This is a genomic window from Nocardia anaemiae NBRC 100462 (assembly GCF_001612725.1).
GTDB classification, from domain to species: Bacteria; Actinomycetota; Actinomycetes; order Mycobacteriales; family Mycobacteriaceae; genus Nocardia; species Nocardia anaemiae.
In genome coordinates this window covers 1-18180 of sequence record NZ_BDAZ01000019.1, presented here as the reverse complement: position 1 = coordinate 18180, position 18180 = coordinate 1, and the positions used below count along the sequence as shown (strand labels likewise).

The window sequence follows — 18180 nt, the reverse complement described above, 5'->3', positions numbered from 1 at the left end:
GGCTAAGCAGAAGCATGGTGCGCATGATGGCTAGACTATACACAACTCCTCAGACAAGTAGAGAGGTTCGGATGGTCTCGCAGGTACGGCGGCATCCACTCGCGGCACAGGCGGCGGAATTACTGCTCGCCCGCATCCGCGACGGGGAATGGCCACTGGGACATCGCCTTCCGGGTGAGACGACGCTCGCCGCGCAACTCGGCGTTGGCCGCTCGACGCTGCGCGAGGCGATCCGCGAATTGGCGGGTAAAGGCGTGCTCGACAGTCGTCAGGGCGCGGGGGTTTTCGTAACCGCGCTGGATGTCCCCGAAGACTGGGATGTGGTGCTGCGCCGCGCCTCCATAGCCGCGGTCATCGAGGCCCGCATCGCCATCGAGGCCGAGGCCGCCGCCCTCGCCGCGCAGCGCCGCACCCCGGCCGACCTGCGCGCCATCCGGCGGGCCCTGGCCGCGCGCGAGGCGCACGGCGAACCGATCGCCGACCATGTCGATGCCGATATGTCATTCCATCGCGCGGTCATCGTCGCCGCCCACAACGATGTGCTCACCCAACTCTTCGACAGCTTCCTTCCGCGCCTGCGGGTCGCCATGATCGATATGCTCAGGATCCGCCCGGTCCCCTCGGAGCCCGCCGACCACGACGCGCACATTCGGCTCGTGGATGCGATCGCACATCGAAATCCCAGTGCCGCAGCGGAATTCAGCCGAAAGCATCTGACGGCTTTGAAAGACGCATTCACGTGATGACCGAACGGAGATCTCCCGTGCCCGAGACCCCGGTGCTGCGACTGACCGACGTAACCTTCCGCCGCGAAGGCAAGCAGATCATCGACGGCATCTCGCTGACCGTGCACGCGGGCGAACACTGGGCGCTGCTGGGACCCAATGGCGCAGGCAAGAGCACCCTGCTCGGCTTCTGCGCCGCGGTGACCTTCCCGACCTCCGGCACCGTCGACATCCTCGGCCAGCGGATGGGCCGGGTCGATCTGGCCCCACTGCGCCATGCGATCGGCCATGTGAATCCGCGCCATCCACTGCGGTACTCGCTGACCGTCCGCGAGGTCGTGCTCACCGGCATCACCGCCACCATCGATACCCCGATGCGCTGGACGCCGACACCGGAGGATCTGTGCCGCGCCGACGCCATGATCGACACCGTCGGCCTCGAAGGCAAGGCCGAGGAGATCTGGCCGACGCTGTCCCAGGGCGAGCGCGGTCGAACACTGATCGCGCGTGCCCTCATCGCCGAGCCGCGCCTGCTGCTGTTCGACGAACCGTCTACCGGCCTCGACGTTGCGGCCCGCGAACAATTGCTGGAGACCATCGACGCGCTCGGCGAAACCCATCCCGAGGTCGCCTCGATTCTGGTCACCCACCATCTCGAGGAACTGCCGAGCACCACGACCCACGCGCTGCTCATCGCCGACGGCCGAACCGTTGCCGCTGGTCCCGCCGCGGAAACGGTTACGACGGACACGGTGAGCGCGGCCTTCGACCACCCGGTGGCGGTCCGCTACGACGACGGCCGCTGGAGCGTGCGCGCCTGGCCCACTCAGCAAACTTCCGGAAGAATTTCCGGGAGAATGTCGATTCGAGCCGAAGCCGTTCGATGCGTTGAGTGAGGGTCGGACGAGCCGACCACCGAACGAAGGATGGCCAGATGCGACACATGATGCTGATCCGAGTCGATCCGACTGATGCGCCGGTTCCCGACGATGCGCTGATCGAGCAGGTCAACAAGGTGATCGAGGAAATGACCAAGGCCGGGGTGCTGCTGGACACCGCTGGCTTGCATCCGATCACCGAGGCGACCAAGATCACTCAGAGCGGTGGCAAGCAGACCGTGCTCGACGGCCCGTTCACCGAATCGAAGGAGGTCGTCGGTGGGTACTGTCTGCTGCAGACCAAAACCAAGCAGGAGGCGGTGGAATGGACCTCGCGCTTCCTGAGCGTGCACGGACCGGAGTGGACTATCGAGGTGGAGGTTCGTCAGGTCGCCGAGGGCTGATCCGATAGATGAGCCGGTCGCCCGAGCAGACTCGAGATGCCGTCGAAACCGTCTGGCGGATGGAATGGCCGCGCCTGGTCTCCGGGCTGACCCGGGTCGTCGGCGATATCGATGCGGCCGAGGAGCTGGCCCAGGACGCGCTGGTCGCGGCCATGGAGCAGTGGCCGCGCGACGGTGTGCCGCCCAATCCGGGCGGCTGGCTCATGCTCACCGCGAAACACCGGGCGATCGATCGGGTGCGGCGCAATCAGAACCTCGCGCGGAAACTGACGCTGGTCGGCAACGAACTGCGGACCGCTCCCGAGCCCGAGGTGGCGCAGGATATCGAGGATGATCTGCTGCGCATGATTTTCACCGCCTGTCATCCGGTGTTGTCGCAACCGGCCCGGGTGGCAATGACGCTGAGGCTGCTCGGCGGATTGACCACCGAGGAGATCGCCCGCGCCTTCGTGGTTCCGGAATCGACTGTCGCCCAACGTATTGTGCGGGCTAAACGCACCTTAGCCGCGAGGCGCGTGCCGTATGCGGTGCCGCACGGCGACGAGCTGGCTCGGCGTTTGGATTCGGTGCTCGAGGTCGTCTACCTGATCTTCAACGAAGGCTATTCGGCGACGGCGGGCGAGGATTGGATCCGGGTCGAATTGTGTGAGGACGCATTGCGATTGGCACGGATGCTGGCGAATCTGCTGCCCGATGAACCGGAAACACACGGCCTGGCCGCACTGCTGGAATTGCAGGCCTCGCGCTCGGCCGCACGGATGAGTCCCACGAAAACCGTTGTCCTGCTCGCTGATCAAGAGCGTTCGCGGTGGGATCAACTGCTGATTCGACGTGGTTTCGCGGCGCTCGGCCGGTCCCATGCGGCCAGCCGCACTCGCGGGATGCGGCCGGGTCGCTACGCGCTGCAGGCCGCGATCGCCACATTGCATGCCATGGCTCCGAGCGCCGAGGAGACCGATTGGCGGCGCATCGCGGGCCTGTATGCGGTTCTGGCCGAACGCTTTCCGTCACCGATCGTGGAACTGAATCGAGCCGTCGCGGTCAGCATGGTGCACGGCCCCGCCGCGGGGCTCGAACTCGTCGACGCGCTCGTCGCCACCGGTACGCTGGACAACTATCACCTGCTGCCCGCTGTCCGCGGCGACCTGCTCGACCGGCTCGGTCGGCCGGACGAGGCGCGCGCCGAATTCGCCCGTGCGGCGGAGCTGACCGGAAACAATGCCGAACAAGCGTTGCTACTGGACCGCATGGCCGGATGTGAATAGTGCTCCGGAAGATGATCACCATCCGCGACACCTGCGACCAGAAACTGCTACCGACGTAATGCGTTGGACGTGTATTCAAAGGTCACGGCATCATCGTCCTCGCCGAGGACGACGGTGCGGCTGGTGATCGACACCCAGGTCGGCCGGGCTGAGCGTGGCACCCATCGTGCCTGGTTATCGGGATACCACCGTGGCGCGCGCCTCGGCCTCGGCCAATTCCTTCAGCGTCAGCAACTGCTTGCGCATCATGAGCACATCGCCGAGGGCCAGCACGCGGGCGATGATCCACGGTGCGCCGCAATGCATTCGGACCGTCAGACGGGTGCCGTGCGCCTCGGGGCGCACCGCGTAGGTGACGCAAACCTTGCCGGAGACCAGGGTGATATGGCGGCACAGCACGAAGGAGACGAGGGTGAACGCGGACATGAACCGCTGTCCCACTTCCAGTTCGGTCAGCGCCGGATCACGGTGGCGCGGGCTGCGCCTGCCGAAGTTGTCGAGCAAGTCGTAGCTGTAGGGCGCGACCCGCAATTGGCACAGCCAGCCATAGACCACGCTGGGTGGCGCGTCGATGCTGATGGCCCGATCCGCCTGCACCCCACCGGGTTGCACCTCGTCGCAGGGCAGGGGAAGCTCGCATTCGGCCTCGGTGGCACCCCACACCAAACCCGGGATCATGCCGCGGCCGCGATTCGGCGCAGCATATCGCGCACCACGAGCTTGTGGCCGCCGGTCCCGATGACCAACGCGCGGTAGATCTTTCCGTGTAGTCCGGGGAATTCGGCCCAACTGCGCGCCCGCACCAATGTCCGGCTCGGCCCCTGCTCATCCAATTCGAAGACCAGCGCATAACGCGAGAACCAGTGCCGCCCGCGCAGCGCCAGCCGAGCGGGCTCCTCGGCGGCTTCGAGCACGAACCCGGTCGGCGCCTTCGACGGATCATTGGGGTCCTTGCAGACAACTTTCAGCAAGGCTTTCCACGCCCGATCGCGATTCGCGTCCACCGATCTGGCATGCTCATCTATGTAGGGCAATCGCTCCATATAGAAGGAACGTACTAGTACATGGCGCCTCCCCGCAAGCACGACACCGACGTGATCCTCGACGCAGCGCGCACCCTCGTGCTCACCGACGGTCCCCGCGCCGCCAGCGTCGCGGCGATCGCGGCGGCCAGTGGCGCACCCGTCGGCACCCTCTATCACCGCTTCGGCAACCGCAACGGCGTGCTGACCGCGGCTTGGCTGCGTGCGCTCGAACGCTTCCAGGACCGGGTCAAGGCCGCGGCCGCCGAGCCGGACCCGGTCGAGGCCGGTGTCGCGATGGCCGTCGCGAGCATCCACTTCGGTCGCGAATTACCCGACGACGCAAGACTTTTGCTGAACCTGCGCCCCAGCGATCTGCTCGACGGCGGACCGGATGCGGAATTCCGTGCCCGCCTCGACGAGATGAACGCACCGCTCATCGAGCACCTGCGCCGCATCGCCGCCGCCCGCTTCGGCCGCGACGGCGACCGCGAGATCGATGCCGTCAGCCGCGCGGTAGTGGACCTGCCCTACGCCGCGCTGCGCCGCCACGCCCAGGCCCCCGCCCTGCCGACCTGGCTCGAAGCCGACCTCACTGCCGCCGCCCGCGCCCTGCTCGAGTCCTACCACCCGTGAGCCGCGCCTCGAGATCCGCGCCTCTTACGGTCCCGACATCGAAATCGGCGAGTCGGTCTCACTCCCCGGCGACGATCTCAGGGGTCAGTTTGTCGAGGGTGTCGATCACCTCGGCGGCCAAGGCAAGGGCGTCCGGCGCGGGCGGATATTCCGGGCGCGGCGCGGCGATCACGCGCATACCCGCCGCGTGTGCGGCGCGCAGTCCATTACTCGAATCCTCGACCGCGGCGCATTCGGTGGACTTGTGTCGCATGAAGGCGGCCGCCGCCACGTAGACATCGGGCGCGGGCTTACCCCGATCGACCTCCTCGGTCGAGAAGGTGACGCCGAAGAATTCGATCAGGCCGGTGCGACCGAGCACCGTATCGATCAAGGTGCGCGGCGACGAACTGGCCACCGCGAGCGGCCAGTGTTCACTGATGCGCTGCACTGCTTCGACCGCCCCCGGCAGCAGTGGCACCGCCTGTTCGTAATGCCGCGCCATGCGATCGATCACATCATTGGCCACGGTATCCGGCGGCGCACCGACACCGAGTTCAGCGCTGAGATAGTCCGACCACTCCCCCGTACTCATCCCCATCAACCGCTGCTGCGTATCGGGTAGCCAGCGCCCGCCCTTCTCCGCCACATACGCGCGGCGCACCTGCTCCCACACCGGCTCCGAGTCGATCAGAACGCCGTCCAAATCGAAGACAACAGCAGCAATGTTCATACGGGACAAAGCCTTTCGCCAGGCAACACCGTTCGGCGACGACCCGATGGCCGACCCATCGACCGCCCCGCGGTGGGGATTTCGGAAGACCTGAATCAAGAACAAGTACCCACACTAGGCCAGCCCACCCCGCCCCCGCACGCCACCACCATGTCGCCGCCCTATTCGGCGGCTTCGCCCGATTCCGGCCCATCACGCTGGCCCAGCGAACGAGCATTCGACCCGTAACCGATAACGTGTTCTATATGAACGATGAGCAGGTCGGTAACTCGCTGCCGAGCGCGGAGCACCACGAGGGCGGGTTCCGGCCGATGTCGGAGCTGATCGACGCACAGCTGGACGACCTCGATATTTCGCGCGGCGGCCCGCACTACGGCGCGTTCATCGAACAGGTGCGCAGCCTGATGGATCGGGCCCGGCTGGCCTGTCCGACCGATGAACTCGCGCTGGAGACGATCGGCGTACTCAAGCAGCTCAACGACAAGCTGGACGCCGCGATCGTCGACGAATGGTCCGCGCCGACCTGGACCCGCGCCGACCTGCCGTCGCGCGGCAATGTCACCCTCCCACCGTTCACCGTCGACAAGGCGAGCCGGGACGGCGTGCATGCTCGGATCACCTTCCGGACCTTCCACTTGGGCGGCAATAAGGCCGCCCACGGCGGACAGATCGCGGTCGCCTTCGATGATCTGCTCGGCATGGCCGCGGCAATGCACGCGGGCGAGGTCACCCGCACCGCCTCGCTGACCGTCGACTACCGCGCCATCACCCCGCTCGACACCGAACTGCGGGTGCACGCCTGGACCGAACGGCAGGAGGGCCGCAAGGTCTATGTCCGGGCCACCCTGCACGACGGCGAACGCCTGTGCGCGGAGGCACACGGGCTGTTCATTGTGCTCAAACCGGGACAGCAGTGAGTGCCGAGCTCAAGTGATTACACCTGAGCTCGGGTACCCCTAGCTCGTCGGGAAATGTTTGTTGCGGTATTCGGCGAAGCGCGCGTCGACCTGATCGGCGGTGAGGCCGAAGTCCTCCAGCGTGTAGCGGTGCACGGGACGGGCCGCACCCGAGGTGCTTTCCGCATGCAGTGCCGTCATCGCCCCTTCGGCCTCGGGGCTCAGCTCGATATCGAAGTGCCGGTAGATCGATCCGACGGTGCCGATCGGGTCCGCGACGAAATCGTCGTAGTACACATCGCAGAACTGAGCGGCATTGTGCCGCTTGCGATCCGCGAGGAACTTATCCGCACCCCTGGCCCACAGATCCAATTGCCCCGCACCGACGACCGGACCGCGGAACTTCTCCGACCACCCTGCCGTGGCCTGCTCGTTCAGACTGCACACCGAGGCGATGATCGTGCGCGGATCCCGGTGCATCTGGATCACCAGCGCATCCGGATACACCTCGAAGATCGCATCCAGCGCGAACAGATGACTCGGATTCTTCAAAACCCAGCGCCGGTCGGCATCGGGCATCCCGATCAACTGCAGGTTGCGCCGATGTCTGCGATAGGCATCGGTCCAATCCTGTTCGCGCAACCACTCGGAATATCCCGGCACATAGCCCAGGCATTCGTAGGACACCGACATCAATGACTGCCGCAGCAGCTGCCAGCACTCCTCCACCTGATCCGCCGAAATATGGTGCACCCCCATGAATTCCGGATGTTCCACATGATGCTGTTCGAATGCCGCCTCGATCCGCTGATACACCGGATTGTCCGCCCAGGTCTCGCGCGGCGGCCGCGGCTGCGGCATCTCGGTGAGCCACATCTCCAGGCCCTGATGCGCCGGATCCGCGTTGAGCAGCCGATGCACCGCCGTGGTACCCGAACGCGGCAGCCCGGTCACGAAGATCGGGCGCTCGATCGCGACTTCGGCATGTTCCGGAAAGCGTTGCCACGCCGCCTCACTCAGCAGCCGGGCAATCAGCGCACCGCGCAGGAAGGCCCGATTGACCTTATTGCCGAACGGCGTCAGCTCGGCTTCCTTGGCATAGGACTCGAGCAGCACTGCCAGGCCCTCGCGGTAGCCGTCGTCGCCGAAATCGGTCAATCCGACGACCTTGGTCGCCGAGGCGTGCAGATCGTCGATGGTGCCGACGTCGTCTCTGCCGATCACAGTCATCTCCTAGTGGTGGTATTCGCCGCCGTTGACATCCAGGCATGCGCCGGTGATCGCTCGCGCCAGGTGCGAGGCGAAGAACACCACGGCATCGGCGATCTCATCGGGTTCGGGCAGCTTGCGCAGATCGATTGTTTCGGCAGTTTCGGCATACACCTCTTCGGGGCTGATTCCGCGCTGCTTGGCCTGATAGTTGAAGTACCACTTCAGGTTGTCGGCCCAGATATATCCGGGCGCAATGGTATTCACCCGAATGCCCTTCGGCCCGAGTTCGGTGGCCAGGCTCTGCGCCAACGCCAGCAGGCTCGCCTTGGCCATCTTGTACGGCCCGAAGGTGCGCCGCGAATGCCGCAACACCGCCGAATTGATCATGACCACCGAGCCCTTGGACTCGGTGAGCGCGGGCACGAACAGACGCGTCAAGCGCAGTGCGGCAAGCACATTCGTCTCGAAACCGGCGCGCACGTCATCGAGGTCGACATCGGCCAGATCGGTGATCGGCGGAATCGCGAAGGCATTGTTCACCAGGGTGTCGACATGGCCGAACGCGCTCTGCGCCGTTTCGACCAGATTCGTCACGGCCGCTTCATCATTGATATCGGTCGGCACCACCACCGCGCGTCTGCCGAGTTCGGTGATCTCCTTGGCCACCTCGGTCAGCCGCGATTCGGTACGCGAGGCCAGCACCACATCGGCACCGGCGCGCGCACTCTGCACCGCGATGGCCCGGCCGAGTCCCGGACCGACCCCGGAGACGACAACTACCTTGTCCTGCAACAACATCAGCCGAGCATCCTTTCCGCCACGGCAACCTGACGCGCCGCGATCCGCGCCTTCCATTGCTCGGGCGTGACCCGAGCCTCCTGGTAGTAGGGCAGTCGCTCGGGCAATTCGGTGACCGACACCACCTCCACCGTCGGCCCGTCCTCGGGCTTCAGATCCCGCGACAGCTGCTGCCAGCGGAACTGCAGGTACCCGCGCGCATGCCCGGTGCGCTCGATCCAGTTGGCCAATCCGGGATCGCGCTCGCTGATCACGAGCCGGATCATCCCGTCCGGATCCACGCGCGCCTGATCGGCGGTGAGGCTGGTCTGGTGGTTGATGTAGTCAAGCGACAGGTACCACATGCTGCCGAGTTGGAAACCCTGGTACGGCGCATCCGATTTCGGCACCGTGAGGATCATCGCTTGATCATCGTCGAGTTCGTAGTGACCGACGGAGGAGAACTGGGTGGTGAGTCCGCCCGGGGTGGAGCGCGGCTCGGTCATCGTATTGACCGGCAGGTTCAGATAGAACCACTTCGGGAACGCCAGGAAGGTATTCAGCCGCGAGACCAGCATCTTCCCGGCGATCTCATATCGCTTGCTCATCAGGTCCTTGGTCAGCGGCGGCGGAGCGTCGCCGATCGTATCCACCCGCTGGATGCGAATCGTGCCCGGCTTCTCGGTGGCCCAGTCGCTGTAGACCTCGCGCACCACGAGCATCGCGGAGTCGGGCGCGAGATGGACATAGCCAGGGCGCGCCGCACCGGGGCCGAGACGGAGCTCGTAGGACCCGTCGGCCGCGATATCGAGGGCGCGGGCATCGAAGGCGGTCTCGCTGTCGGGGACGTCCACCGGCGAGTAGTTGCCGTTGAGCACCTGGAAGCTGAGGTCACGGGTGGTGCCGCGGGTTCCGGTCACCACGTACTCGGCGTCGGGGCGCAGATATGAGTGGAAGTAGAGGGTGTCCGGATTGTCCAGACCCATCTTGGTGTACGGCCCGGTGGACATGACGAAGAACGGAAAGTCCCGTTCGAAGGCCCACGCCATCTGGATGGAGGCGCGAATACTGCCCGCGAGGTAGTCGTAGCCCTCGACGAGATCCTGTTCGGTCCGAATATGCGGTGCGCCGGTGATGATTTCCTCGGCGGCGGCGATGGCTTCCGCGAACGGCTGTGTCAGCAAGAGGCTTCTCCGAAGTAGCTGTTCCAAATATGTACCGCTCTGGTACATTTCGATATGAGCAAGATTAGAACCTGTTCTAGGAGTTGTCCATGGTTGCCCGCAGATCCGCCCCGACGGCACGGGTGGTCCAAGTGCTGGATTTCTTCGTCGAGCGGCGCGGCAAGCGCTTCGGACTCTCCGAACTGGCCCGCGAACTCGACCTGGCCAAGCCGACCTGCCTGGGCATCCTCACCGAACTGACCGCGGGCGGCTATCTCATGCGTGACCCGAACACCCGCACCTACGGCCTCGGACCTGCGCTTATCGCAGCAGGCCGGGTCGCGCAGGACAGCTTCGCCATCGCCAGCATCGCGCGCGCCGAACTGGAGAAACTCACGGCCCTCTACCGCACCACCTGTACCGCCTCTGCCGTGGTCGGTGAGCAGATCATGGTGCTGGAGAGCACCGGTCCCGGCCTGGTCAAGGTGGGTGCGGCCTACCATTTCGCGCCGCCGGTCGGTCTGATGTACGTGCTCTGGGATACCGACGCGGCCTTCGACGCCTGGTTGCGCAAGCCGCCGACGGTGCCGCTGCGCCAGGACGAGGCCAGGCTGCGCCGGATCGTGGCGGAGTGTCGTGAGCGCGGCTACCTGGTCGAAAGCCTGACCGCGGCCGGTCGGCGGCTGTACGCTCTGCTGGCCGGGGTCGCGGCCAGCGATCTGCCCAATGAAGTGCGCGAACTCGTCGGCGAACTGGTGACCAGCCTCGGCGAGCGGGTCTATCTCGGCACCGATCTGCGCCCGCGCAAAGAACATCCGGTCAGCCTGCTCGCCGCACCCACCTACGGCGGCGACGGCAGGCAGAACATGGTGCTGACGATGTACGTCGGAGCTTCCATCACCGGCGCCGAGATCGACCGTCGCGGAACGGCACTCGTGGCCGCCGCGGATCGGGTGACCGCCGAATCCGGGGGTCACAAGCCGGTTTCCACCCATTGACCAATGACCGAAACGTGTTCTAGTTTTGGGGCGTGAGCCAGTACGCGAAGTCGACGGCGAGCACCTACGAGCTGCCTCATCTCGAGGCGCTCGAGGCCGAGTCGGCACATATATTCCGGGAAGTCGCCGCGACCTTCGAACGGCCGGTGCTGCTGTTCTCCGGCGGCAAGGATTCGGTGGTCATGCTGCACCTCGCGGCAAAGGCCTTCTGGCCCGCACCGCTGCCGTTCCCGGTGCTGCATATCGATACCGGACACAATTTCGACGAGGTCATCGAATACCGCGACCGCACCGTCGAGCGGCTCGGCTTACGTCTGGTGGTCGGCAGCGTGCAGGACGATATCGACGCGGGGCGGGTGAAGGAGGAGACCGGACCGCGCGCCTCCCGAAACCGTTTGCAGACAGCCACTTTGCTGCGCTCGATCCGCGAGGGCGGATATGACGCGGTATTCGGCGGCGCGCGCCGGGACGAGGAGAAGGCACGCGCCAAGGAGCGCGTATTCAGCTTCCGTGACGAATACGGGCAGTGGGATCCGCGCAATCAGCGACCGGAACTGTGGAATCTCTACAACGGTCGGCACAGTAAAGGCGAACACATCCGGGTATTCCCGCTGTCCAACTGGACCGAGCTCGATATCTGGCATTACATCGCCGCCGAGGGCATCGAGCTGCCGCCGCTGTACTACGCGCACCGCCGAAAGGTGGTGCAGCGCGACGGAATGTTGTTGGCGCACACCCGGTTTCTCACCCTGCTCGACGGCGAGCAGCCGTATGACAGCACGGTGCGATTCCGGACGGTCGGCGATGCCACCTGCACCGGCTGTGTCGAATCGACCGCGGCGACCCCGGCGGATGTGGTCGCCGAAGTCGCCGCAACCCGGATCACCGAGCGCGGCGCCACCCGCGCCGATGACCGTATTTCCGAGGCAGGCATGGAAGACCGCAAACGCGAAGGGTATTTCTGATGACGACCACCACCCTGTTGCGCCTGGCCACCGCGGGCAGCGTCGACGACGGAAAGTCGACACTGATCGGCCGTCTGCTGTTCGACTCCAAGACGATTTTCACCGATCAGCTCGCCGCGGTGGAGCGGACCAGTAAGGCACGCGGCGACGACTATCCGGATCTGGCGCTGCTCACCGATGGGCTGCGCGCCGAACGCGAACAGGGCATCACCATCGATGTGGCGCACCGCTACTTCGCCACGCCTCGGCGCAAATTCATCATCGCCGATACCCCCGGCCACATTCAGTACACGCGCAATATGGTCACCGGCGCCTCCACCGCCGATCTCGCGCTGATCCTGGTGGACGCGCGCAAGGGCGTCGTGGAACAGACTCGGCGGCATGCCTTCCTGGCCAGCCTGCTCGGCATCCCGCACCTGGTGCTGTGTGTGAACAAGATGGATCTGGCCGGGTGGTCGCAGGACCGGTTCGAGGAGATCAAGGAGGAATTCGTCGGCTTCGCAACGAAACTCGACGTCGCCGATCTGTCCTTCATCCCGATGTCGGCGCTGCACGGCGACAATATCGTGCACCGCGGCGCGAGCATGCCCTGGTATGAGGGCTCGCCCCTGCTGCACCATCTCGAGGAGGTGCATATCGCCTCCGACCGCAATCTCATCGATGCGCGATTCCCGGTGCAATACGTAACCCGCAGGCACGCAGAGGATTTCCGTGGTTACGCCGGTACCGTGTCCGGTGGCGTCTTCAAGCCGGGCGACGAGGTCGCGGTGCTGCCTTCCGGATTCACCACCACGGTCGAGGCGATCTGGGGTCCAGGGGGGACGCCGATCGCGGAAGCCTTTCCGCCGCAGGCGGTTACCATTCAGCTCGCCGACCAACTCGACGTCTCCCGTGGCGATCTGATCTGCCGTCCCGCGAACCGGCCGCATGTCGGACGCGATCTGGACGCGATGGTGTGCTGGTTCGCCGATGATTCCGAACTCACCCCCGGCGCCACCTACACCATCCGGCACACCACCCGCACCGCGACCGCCGAGGTGCGCAGCCTGGACTACCGGCTCGACGTCAATACCCTGCACCGAGACGAGAGCGCTAATTCGCTGTCGCTCAACGAGATCGGGCGCATCCAGCTGCGCACCCGCCAGCCCCTGTTGTTCGATCCGTACCGCCGCAACCGCACCACCGGCAGCTTCATCCTGGTCGACGACACCACCAACAACACCGTCGCCGCGGGCATGATCACCGGACCGACCCTGCCCTCCTCCCGCGTCGTCTGGCACGCCACCGCCGTCGGCCGCGACGAGCGCCCCACCGCGGGACTGACCGTCTGGCTGACCGGCCTGTCCGGCTCCGGAAAGTCCTCTGTCGCAGTGGAATTGGAGCGGCGCCTGGTCGCGGCGGGCCGTCCGGCCTTCCTGCTCGACGGTGACAACCTGCGCCACGGCCTCAATGCCGATCTCGGCTTCGGCGCCGCCGATCGCGTCGAAAATATCCGTCGCGTCGGCGAGGTGGCTCGACTGTTCGCCGAAGCCGGTGTGGTCGCGGTGGTTTCACTGATCAGTCCCTACGCCGCCGATCGCAATAAGGTCCGTGCCGTGCACGAGGCCGCGGGCATCCCCTTCGTCGAGATCTTCGTGGATACGCCGCTCGAGGTCTGCGAAGCCCGCGACCCCAAGGGCATGTACGCCAAGGCCCGTGCGGGTGAAATCCGCGGTTTCACCGGCATCGACGATCCCTACGAGGCGCCCACCCGAGCCGACCTGGTGCTGCGCCCCGCGGACGGCGATCCGACAGCCATGGCCGCGGCCATTCTTGCCAAGCTGGCGGATCTGGACTAGTTCGCCCGCAATGCGGCACCGAACCACTCGAACACCGGTCCCAAGGTCGGCGGGACCGGCCAGCCGTTGATGATCGAGAGAAGTTGCCAATAGCGTTCGGCGCGTGGATCTCCCGCGACATCGAGGCGGGTCAGCAACCAGTTCCGTAATTCTGCGTCATCAGGCCGACTGAATGTCGACGCGTATGCCGCGGCCAGCTCGTCGACGATGGGTCGAGCCGCAGCCGACGACGGTGCTGTTCCGGCCGCCAGCGCCCGGCCGACTCGTTCGCGCACGAGTTCGGTCAGCTCATGGTGCAGGCCGGTGGTATCGCCTTCGGCGCGCTGCGCGGCCTGGTACTCGGCCATGCGGCGCACCGATGCGCGGAAATCAGGATCCCGGGTGAGTTCGGCCAATTCCACCCAGGCCCGCACCTGGGTGGGTTCCGGATCGTCGGGCAGTTCCGGCATCGCCGAGCGGATGAGGTCGACGAATTCCGGGTTGGCATCGATGCCGCCGAAGGTGTTCTCGATGAATTCCGTGATGAGGCGGCGCTTTTCGGCGTCGGAGAGTTCGACGAGCTTGTGCATGAGTTCCATCTCCTCGGGAGTCGGGCCCCGCTCGGCTATCGCTCGTAACACCGTGCGCCGCACTCGAAGTGTGCTGATCTGGAACTCCAGTGCGTCGGCATGTGCGGCCGCGACCTCGGGCACCGTCAGCTTGCGGTCGAGCACCTGTCGGATGGCGGGCAGGTCGATGCCGAGTTCGCGCAGGGTTCGCACCAGTTGCAGGCGGGCGAGTGCGTCGTCGTCGTAGAGCCGATAACCGGCGGGGCTGTGGCTGGTCGGCGGCACGACACCGGTATCGGCGTAGAACCGGATGGTCTTGACCGAGAGGCCGGTCCGTTCGGCCATGGTGCCGATCGGATAGAGCGTGTCGCCGTCCATACCGCTACCCTCCTGTCTCCACTTGGTGGAGACGCAAATCCCGGCGTGATGCTACGGGTCAGCCGATAGTGCGGAAGAACTCGCGGATATCGCCGATGAGCAAGTCGGGGACCTCGAGCGCCGGAAAATGGCCGCCGGAGTAGAACTCCGACCAGTGGGTGATGTTGTGCGTCTTTTCCGCGAAGCGGCGGATCGCGTAGTCGCCGTCCTTGAAGACCGCGACACCGGTGGGCACGGTGCCCTTCGCGGCGGGTGCAAACATCGCGGCATCGTGGAAGCGCTCGTAGTAGAAGTTGGCCACGCTGCGGGCGGTATCGGTGAACCAGTAGATGCTCACATTCGCCAGCATGCGATCGCGGTCGATGCCCTGTTCCGGCAGCTCACGCGACTGGTCGATCCACTCCTTGTACTTCTCGACGATCCAGCCGAGCTGCCCGGCCGGTGAATCGGCCAGCAACTGGGCGATGGTGTTCGGACGCGAACCGTTGAGGTTCATATAGGCCGAACCGTCCTTCTGGAAGTTCTGCATGCGTGCCAGCCGCTGCTGCTCGGCCGCGGTGAGCGCGGCCATATCGGCCGGATCCCCGGTTGGGAAGGTGACCAGCGCATTGACGTGCACGCCCAACACATGCGTGCCATCGACACGGGCCAGCCGCGGGGCCAGGAACGCACCGTGGTCGCCACCGTGCACCCCGTACCGGTCGTAGCCGAGGCGAGCCATCAGCTCCGCCAGCGCCGCCGCGACCCGGCCGTCGTGCCAGCCCGCCGCGGTGATCGGACCGGAGAAGCCGTGGCCCGGCAGCGACGGAATGACCAGGTGGAAGGCGGGCACGTCGGCGTGACCGTGCGCCTTCGGATCGGTGAGCGGTTCGATCAGGTCCAGGAAGTCGACCACCGACCCGGGCCAGCCGTGCAGCAACAGCAGCGGGGTGGCATCGGCTTCGACGGAGCGCACGTGCAGGAAGTGCATGCCCTGCCCGTCGATGGTGGTGCTGAACTGCGGGTATGCATTGAGCTCGGCCTCGACCGCACGCCAGTCGAATTTCTCGGCCAAGTAACCGGCGAGCTCGCGCAGGTAGGCGGTGGGCACGCCGCGTTCCCAGCCGGTGCCGGGCAGGTCGTCGATCCAGCGGGTGCGGGCCAGCCGCTCGCGCAGATCGTCGATAGCGGCCTGCGGGATCTCGATGTGGAAGGGGTGGATGTCGTTGTTCGTCATGGGATCGACTCTGCTGGTAACACGGGTGCCGACGAATCACGAGAATTCGTTATCTTCGGGTCCGCGGCTCTTTACGTTGGCACTGTGCCCGTCAGCCGGGCATGATCGCGTGGTGTCGATCGTTCTCGGGGCCTTTGTCGGGCGAGCGGCAGAGGTCGCCGCGCTCCAGCGGGCGTACGAGGACGAGTCGGTGCATACGGTACTGATCGCCAGTGAGCCCGGTCTCGGGAAATCGCGGCTGGTCAGCGAATTCACCTCGCGGCTCGGCGCGGATGTGCTCGTGCTGACCGGCCGGTGTCCGGAGTTCGGCGCGAGCGGGGTGCCGTTCGCGCCGTTCGTCACGATCATGCGCACTCTGGTGCGGCGGATCGGACTGGACGAGCTGTCCGCGCTACTTCCGGTCGAACGCCCCGCACTCTCGCGCTGGCTGCCCGAGCTGGCAATGCGCACCGGTGCGGCCGAGCCCGAAAGCGATCCGATCCGGTTGTTCGGCGAGATCCTTGCGGTGGTCGAGCAACTGGCGCATCCGGTGGTGCTCGTCCTGGAGGACCTGCACTGGGCCGATGATTCGAGCCGCGAACTGTTGGCCTTCCTCATCGCGAATCTCACCCAGCGCGATCTGCTGCTGATCGGCACCTACCGGCCCACCGATTCGGAACCGCTGCGTCGGCTCGTCACCGGGCTGCGCCGCGATCCCGGTGTGCGCGTGTTGAATCCGGAGCCACTGACCAAACACGAGGTGGGCCGTCAACTCGCCGCGGTGCTCAACCGCGAACCCGAGCCGGGGGTGACCGCCCGAGTCTTTCAGCGCAGCAAGGGAATTCCGCTCTTCGTCGAGGCACTCGGACGAGCGCTGCAGGAAGATCCCGACCGCGTGCCCGCCGATCTATCCGATCTGCTGCTCGGGTACCAAGCCGGGCTCCCCGAGGATGCCAAGGCGCTCTTGCGACTCGCCGCGGCCGCAGGTTCGACGGTGCGGGCCACGCTACTCGAATCCGCGACAGACCTGACCGACGACGCGCTGCACCTGGCCCTGCGCCAGCTGACCGACCAGCGGTTACTGCTCGTCACCGAGACCGGCTACGAGTTCGGGCACAGCCTGATTCGCGATGCCGTCTATGACGATATGCTGCCCGTCGAGCGAAAGCGCTTGCACAGCAAGCTCTCTCGGGTGCTGCTCGCCGAAGATGCAATGCAGGCCGGTGACCAGCGGATGGGCGAGCTGGCCTACCACGCGTACGCCGCGGGCGATCTGTCACGCGCACTCGTGGCGTCCTGGGGTGCAGCCAATGTAGGGGCACAAGGCGAGCGCGTACGCCGACTGGACCGCGTGCTGGAGCTGTGGGATCGAGTGCCCGACGCGGCCACGCTGATCGGGGCCGATCGCCGCACGGTGCTGGAACGCGTCGTCGAGGCCTGCTTTCACGGTGGCATCGTCGAACGCGGTGTGACGGCCGCCGGTGCGGCGCTGGAACTGCTGGATGTCTCGGAAGCACCCGAGCGGGCGGCGCGTCTGTACTACTACCGCGCGGGTCTGCGGAATCAGAGCAGCGGCGGATCCGTCGATGACTTGACCAGGGCATTGGAGTTATTGCCCACACAGCCGCCGAACGTGCTGCGCGGCGAGGTGCTCGCAGCACTCGCCGCCTCCCGCGTCTTCAACGGTGACGCCGACGGGGCCGCGCGCGACGCCCGTGCCGCCGTGGAGATTGCCGAACAGACCGGCACCCCAGCGCTCGCCGCGCACGGCTACGCCTACCAGGGTTTGGCGGCTGTCGCCGGAAATGGTTCCGCCGTACGGTATTTCGAACAGGCGCATGCTGCGGCGAACGATCCGCAGACGTTATTGACCGTGGTGCTGTGGGAGTCGGCGGCACTGGTCGCGGCGGGCGAATACTCTGCGGCCATCGAGGCCATCCAGCAGGGATTGCGGGCCGCCCACGAAACCTTCCGTTTCGCCGATGCCGGGCCCATCCTATTGGTGAAATGGGCCCAGGCGTTGGCCGCGCTCGGACGCTGGCCGGAGGCGCTCGGCCTCATCGATGAATCGCTCACCGGACACCTGCCGCCGTTGAGCAAGGCCGCGCTGCTGCTTTGTCACGCGAGAATCGCACTGGCTCAGGGCTCTTCGGCTGCGGCAACAAGCAGTGCGGACGCCGCTGCGGAACTGTTGAGCGACGGACCGTGGGCGCGCCAGTACCAGTTCCAATTGCGTACGGTGCGAACAGATATCGCGATCGCTGACGGACAAACCGGATGTGCGCGCGAGATTGTCGCCGAAACGCTGGCGGCCGACGATCTCACCACGCACCACCATGAGGTGTGGCCGTTGGTCGCGACCGGTGCCCGGATCGCGGATCTCACGTCCACCGCGGACCAGTTACCGGTGACCACCGCCGTCGACACGGCCTACCGTGGTGTCTGCGCCGCGATCGGGGAGAGCGATCCGGCCGCCTGGTACAGGGCGGTATCCGCGTGGCGCGCCATCGATCAACGCTACGACCTGGCCCGCAGCCTACTGAGCGCGGCCGAAGCCGAACTGGCGGT

Annotated in this window: 18 protein-coding genes; 10 read left to right on the top strand and 8 right to left on the bottom strand. The window is 65.9% G+C overall.

Annotation, left to right across the window (positions count from 1 at the left end):
- Window positions 1-71: 71 nt before the first annotated feature.
- From NA5_RS13310 to NA5_RS13295, 4 genes are read left to right on the top strand one after another with little or no spacing between them, the layout of a single operon-like run.
- Complete coding sequence (locus NA5_RS13310; RefSeq protein WP_062985531.1) at window positions 72-743, top strand: FadR/GntR family transcriptional regulator; 672 nt, start codon at window positions 72-74, stop codon at window positions 741-743.
- Between the two features lie 20 nt (window positions 744-763).
- The gene (locus tag NA5_RS13305) at window positions 764-1621 is read left to right on the top strand and encodes an ABC transporter ATP-binding protein (RefSeq protein WP_245672215.1); all 858 of its coding nucleotides are present in this window, start codon (window positions 764-766) and stop codon (window positions 1619-1621) included.
- A 38-nt stretch (window positions 1622-1659) separates the two neighbouring features.
- Window positions 1660-2007 carry a YciI family protein gene (locus NA5_RS13300; protein WP_062985742.1) on the top strand — a complete coding sequence of 116 codons (348 nt, stop codon included), beginning with the start codon at window positions 1660-1662 and terminating at the stop codon, window positions 2005-2007.
- Window positions 2008-2066: 59 nt separating this feature from the next.
- Window positions 2067-3272, top strand: coding sequence for an RNA polymerase sigma factor (locus tag NA5_RS13295; RefSeq protein WP_245672214.1), 1206 nt, complete (start codon window positions 2067-2069; stop codon window positions 3270-3272).
- Between the two features lie 174 nt (window positions 3273-3446).
- On the opposite strand, the gene NA5_RS13290 is transcribed toward NA5_RS13295, so the two are convergent.
- Both NA5_RS13290 and NA5_RS13285 read right to left on the bottom strand, forming a co-directional pair.
- Window positions 3447-3935, bottom strand: coding sequence for a hypothetical protein (locus tag NA5_RS13290; protein ID WP_245672222.1), 489 nt, complete (start codon window positions 3933-3935; stop codon window positions 3447-3449).
- An 11-nt stretch (window positions 3936-3946) separates the two neighbouring features.
- On the bottom strand, window positions 3947-4315 hold the full coding sequence (locus NA5_RS13285; RefSeq protein ID WP_062985523.1) for a hypothetical protein: 369 nt from the start codon (window positions 4313-4315) through the stop codon (window positions 3947-3949).
- A gap of 21 nt (window positions 4316-4336) precedes the next feature.
- Between NA5_RS13285 and NA5_RS13280 the strand changes: the two genes are divergently transcribed.
- Window positions 4337-4930: a TetR/AcrR family transcriptional regulator gene (locus tag NA5_RS13280; RefSeq protein ID WP_062985522.1), complete on the top strand. Its 594-nt coding sequence runs from the start codon at window positions 4337-4339 to the stop codon at window positions 4928-4930.
- A gap of 58 nt (window positions 4931-4988) precedes the next feature.
- Here NA5_RS13280 and NA5_RS13275 read toward each other — a convergent pair whose 3' ends face one another.
- The gene (locus tag NA5_RS13275) at window positions 4989-5642 is read right to left on the bottom strand and encodes an HAD family hydrolase (RefSeq protein ID WP_062985521.1); all 654 of its coding nucleotides are present in this window, start codon (window positions 5640-5642) and stop codon (window positions 4989-4991) included.
- Window positions 5643-5887: 245 nt separating this feature from the next.
- Between NA5_RS13275 and NA5_RS13270 the strand changes: the two genes are divergently transcribed.
- A complete protein-coding gene (locus NA5_RS13270; protein WP_062985740.1) occupies window positions 5888-6559 on the top strand; it encodes a PaaI family thioesterase in 672 nt (223 codons plus the stop codon).
- A 39-nt stretch (window positions 6560-6598) separates the two neighbouring features.
- On the opposite strand, the gene NA5_RS13265 is transcribed toward NA5_RS13270, so the two are convergent.
- Genes NA5_RS13265 through NA5_RS13255 form a run of 3 tightly spaced genes read right to left on the bottom strand, consistent with a single transcriptional unit; the run spans window position 6599 to window position 9711 of the window.
- Window positions 6599-7762: a sulfotransferase family protein gene (locus tag NA5_RS13265; RefSeq protein ID WP_371856411.1), complete on the bottom strand. Its 1164-nt coding sequence runs from the start codon at window positions 7760-7762 to the stop codon at window positions 6599-6601.
- 9 nt (window positions 7763-7771) lie between these two features.
- Window positions 7772-8548: an SDR family oxidoreductase gene (locus tag NA5_RS13260; protein ID WP_062985519.1), complete on the bottom strand. Its 777-nt coding sequence runs from the start codon at window positions 8546-8548 to the stop codon at window positions 7772-7774.
- Window positions 8548-9711, bottom strand: a complete 1164-nt coding sequence (locus tag NA5_RS13255) for a hypothetical protein (protein ID WP_062985738.1) — start codon at window positions 9709-9711, stop codon at window positions 8548-8550. Before NA5_RS13255 ends, NA5_RS13260 begins: the two co-directional genes overlap by 1 nt.
- Before the next feature lie 89 nt (window positions 9712-9800).
- On the opposite strand from NA5_RS13255, the gene NA5_RS13250 reads away from it, so the two are divergent.
- From NA5_RS13250 to cysC, 3 genes are read left to right on the top strand one after another with little or no spacing between them, the layout of a single operon-like run.
- Entirely contained in the window at window positions 9801-10688 is an 888-nt protein-coding gene (locus NA5_RS13250) for a helix-turn-helix domain-containing protein (RefSeq protein WP_062985736.1), read from the top strand.
- Window positions 10689-10720: 32 nt separating this feature from the next.
- Window positions 10721-11653 carry a sulfate adenylyltransferase subunit CysD gene (gene cysD / locus NA5_RS13245; protein ID WP_062985517.1) on the top strand — a complete coding sequence of 311 codons (933 nt, stop codon included), beginning with the start codon at window positions 10721-10723 and terminating at the stop codon, window positions 11651-11653.
- The gene (cysC, locus tag NA5_RS13240; RefSeq protein ID WP_062985515.1) at window positions 11653-13491 is read left to right on the top strand and encodes an adenylyl-sulfate kinase; all 1839 of its coding nucleotides are present in this window, start codon (window positions 11653-11655) and stop codon (window positions 13489-13491) included. The genes cysD and cysC overlap by 1 nt, the downstream gene beginning before the upstream one ends.
- Here the strand turns inward: cysC and NA5_RS13235 are convergent.
- Both NA5_RS13235 and NA5_RS13230 read right to left on the bottom strand, forming a co-directional pair.
- Window positions 13488-14417: a MerR family transcriptional regulator gene (locus NA5_RS13235; RefSeq protein WP_062985513.1), complete on the bottom strand. Its 930-nt coding sequence runs from the start codon at window positions 14415-14417 to the stop codon at window positions 13488-13490. The two genes, cysC and NA5_RS13235, sit on opposite strands and share 4 nt — an antisense overlap.
- A 58-nt stretch (window positions 14418-14475) precedes the next feature.
- On the bottom strand, window positions 14476-15633 hold the full coding sequence (locus NA5_RS13230; RefSeq protein WP_062985512.1) for an epoxide hydrolase family protein: 1158 nt from the start codon (window positions 15631-15633) through the stop codon (window positions 14476-14478).
- A 112-nt stretch (window positions 15634-15745) separates the two neighbouring features.
- Between NA5_RS13230 and NA5_RS13225 the strand changes: the two genes are divergently transcribed.
- Window positions 15746-18180, top strand: a 2435-nt coding sequence (locus NA5_RS13225) for an ATP-binding protein (protein WP_169811294.1), incomplete at its 3' end; no start/stop codon positions are given.

What these genes read in the sequence shown, in the direction of transcription:
- NA5_RS13295 (WP_245672214.1), top strand. Translation starts at nt 2,067, where the DNA reads ATGGAATGGCCGCGCCTGGTCTCCGGGCTGACCCGGGTCGTCGGCGAT.
- NA5_RS13270 (WP_062985740.1), top strand. Translation starts at nt 5,888, where the DNA reads ATGAACGATGAGCAGGTCGGTAACTCGCTGCCGAGCGCGGAGCACCAC.
- NA5_RS13230 (WP_062985512.1), bottom strand. Translation starts at nt 15,633, where the DNA reads ATGACGAACAACGACATCCACCCCTTCCACATCGAGATCCCGCAGGCC.
- NA5_RS13300 (WP_062985742.1), top strand. Translation starts at nt 1,660, where the DNA reads ATGCGACACATGATGCTGATCCGAGTCGATCCGACTGATGCGCCGGTT.
- NA5_RS13275 (WP_062985521.1), bottom strand. Translation starts at nt 5,642, where the DNA reads ATGAACATTGCTGCTGTTGTCTTCGATTTGGACGGCGTTCTGATCGAC.
- NA5_RS13250 (WP_062985736.1), top strand. Translation starts at nt 9,801, where the DNA reads ATGGTTGCCCGCAGATCCGCCCCGACGGCACGGGTGGTCCAAGTGCTG.
- NA5_RS13285 (WP_062985523.1), bottom strand. Translation starts at nt 4,315, where the DNA reads ATGGAGCGATTGCCCTACATAGATGAGCATGCCAGATCGGTGGACGCG.
- NA5_RS13280 (WP_062985522.1), top strand. Translation starts at nt 4,337, where the DNA reads ATGGCGCCTCCCCGCAAGCACGACACCGACGTGATCCTCGACGCAGCG.
- NA5_RS13260 (WP_062985519.1), bottom strand. Translation starts at nt 8,548, where the DNA reads ATGTTGTTGCAGGACAAGGTAGTTGTCGTCTCCGGGGTCGGTCCGGGA.
- cysC (WP_062985515.1), top strand. Translation starts at nt 11,653, where the DNA reads ATGACGACCACCACCCTGTTGCGCCTGGCCACCGCGGGCAGCGTCGAC.
- NA5_RS13310 (WP_062985531.1), top strand. Translation starts at nt 72, where the DNA reads ATGGTCTCGCAGGTACGGCGGCATCCACTCGCGGCACAGGCGGCGGAA.
- NA5_RS13235 (WP_062985513.1), bottom strand. Translation starts at nt 14,417, where the DNA reads ATGGACGGCGACACGCTCTATCCGATCGGCACCATGGCCGAACGGACC.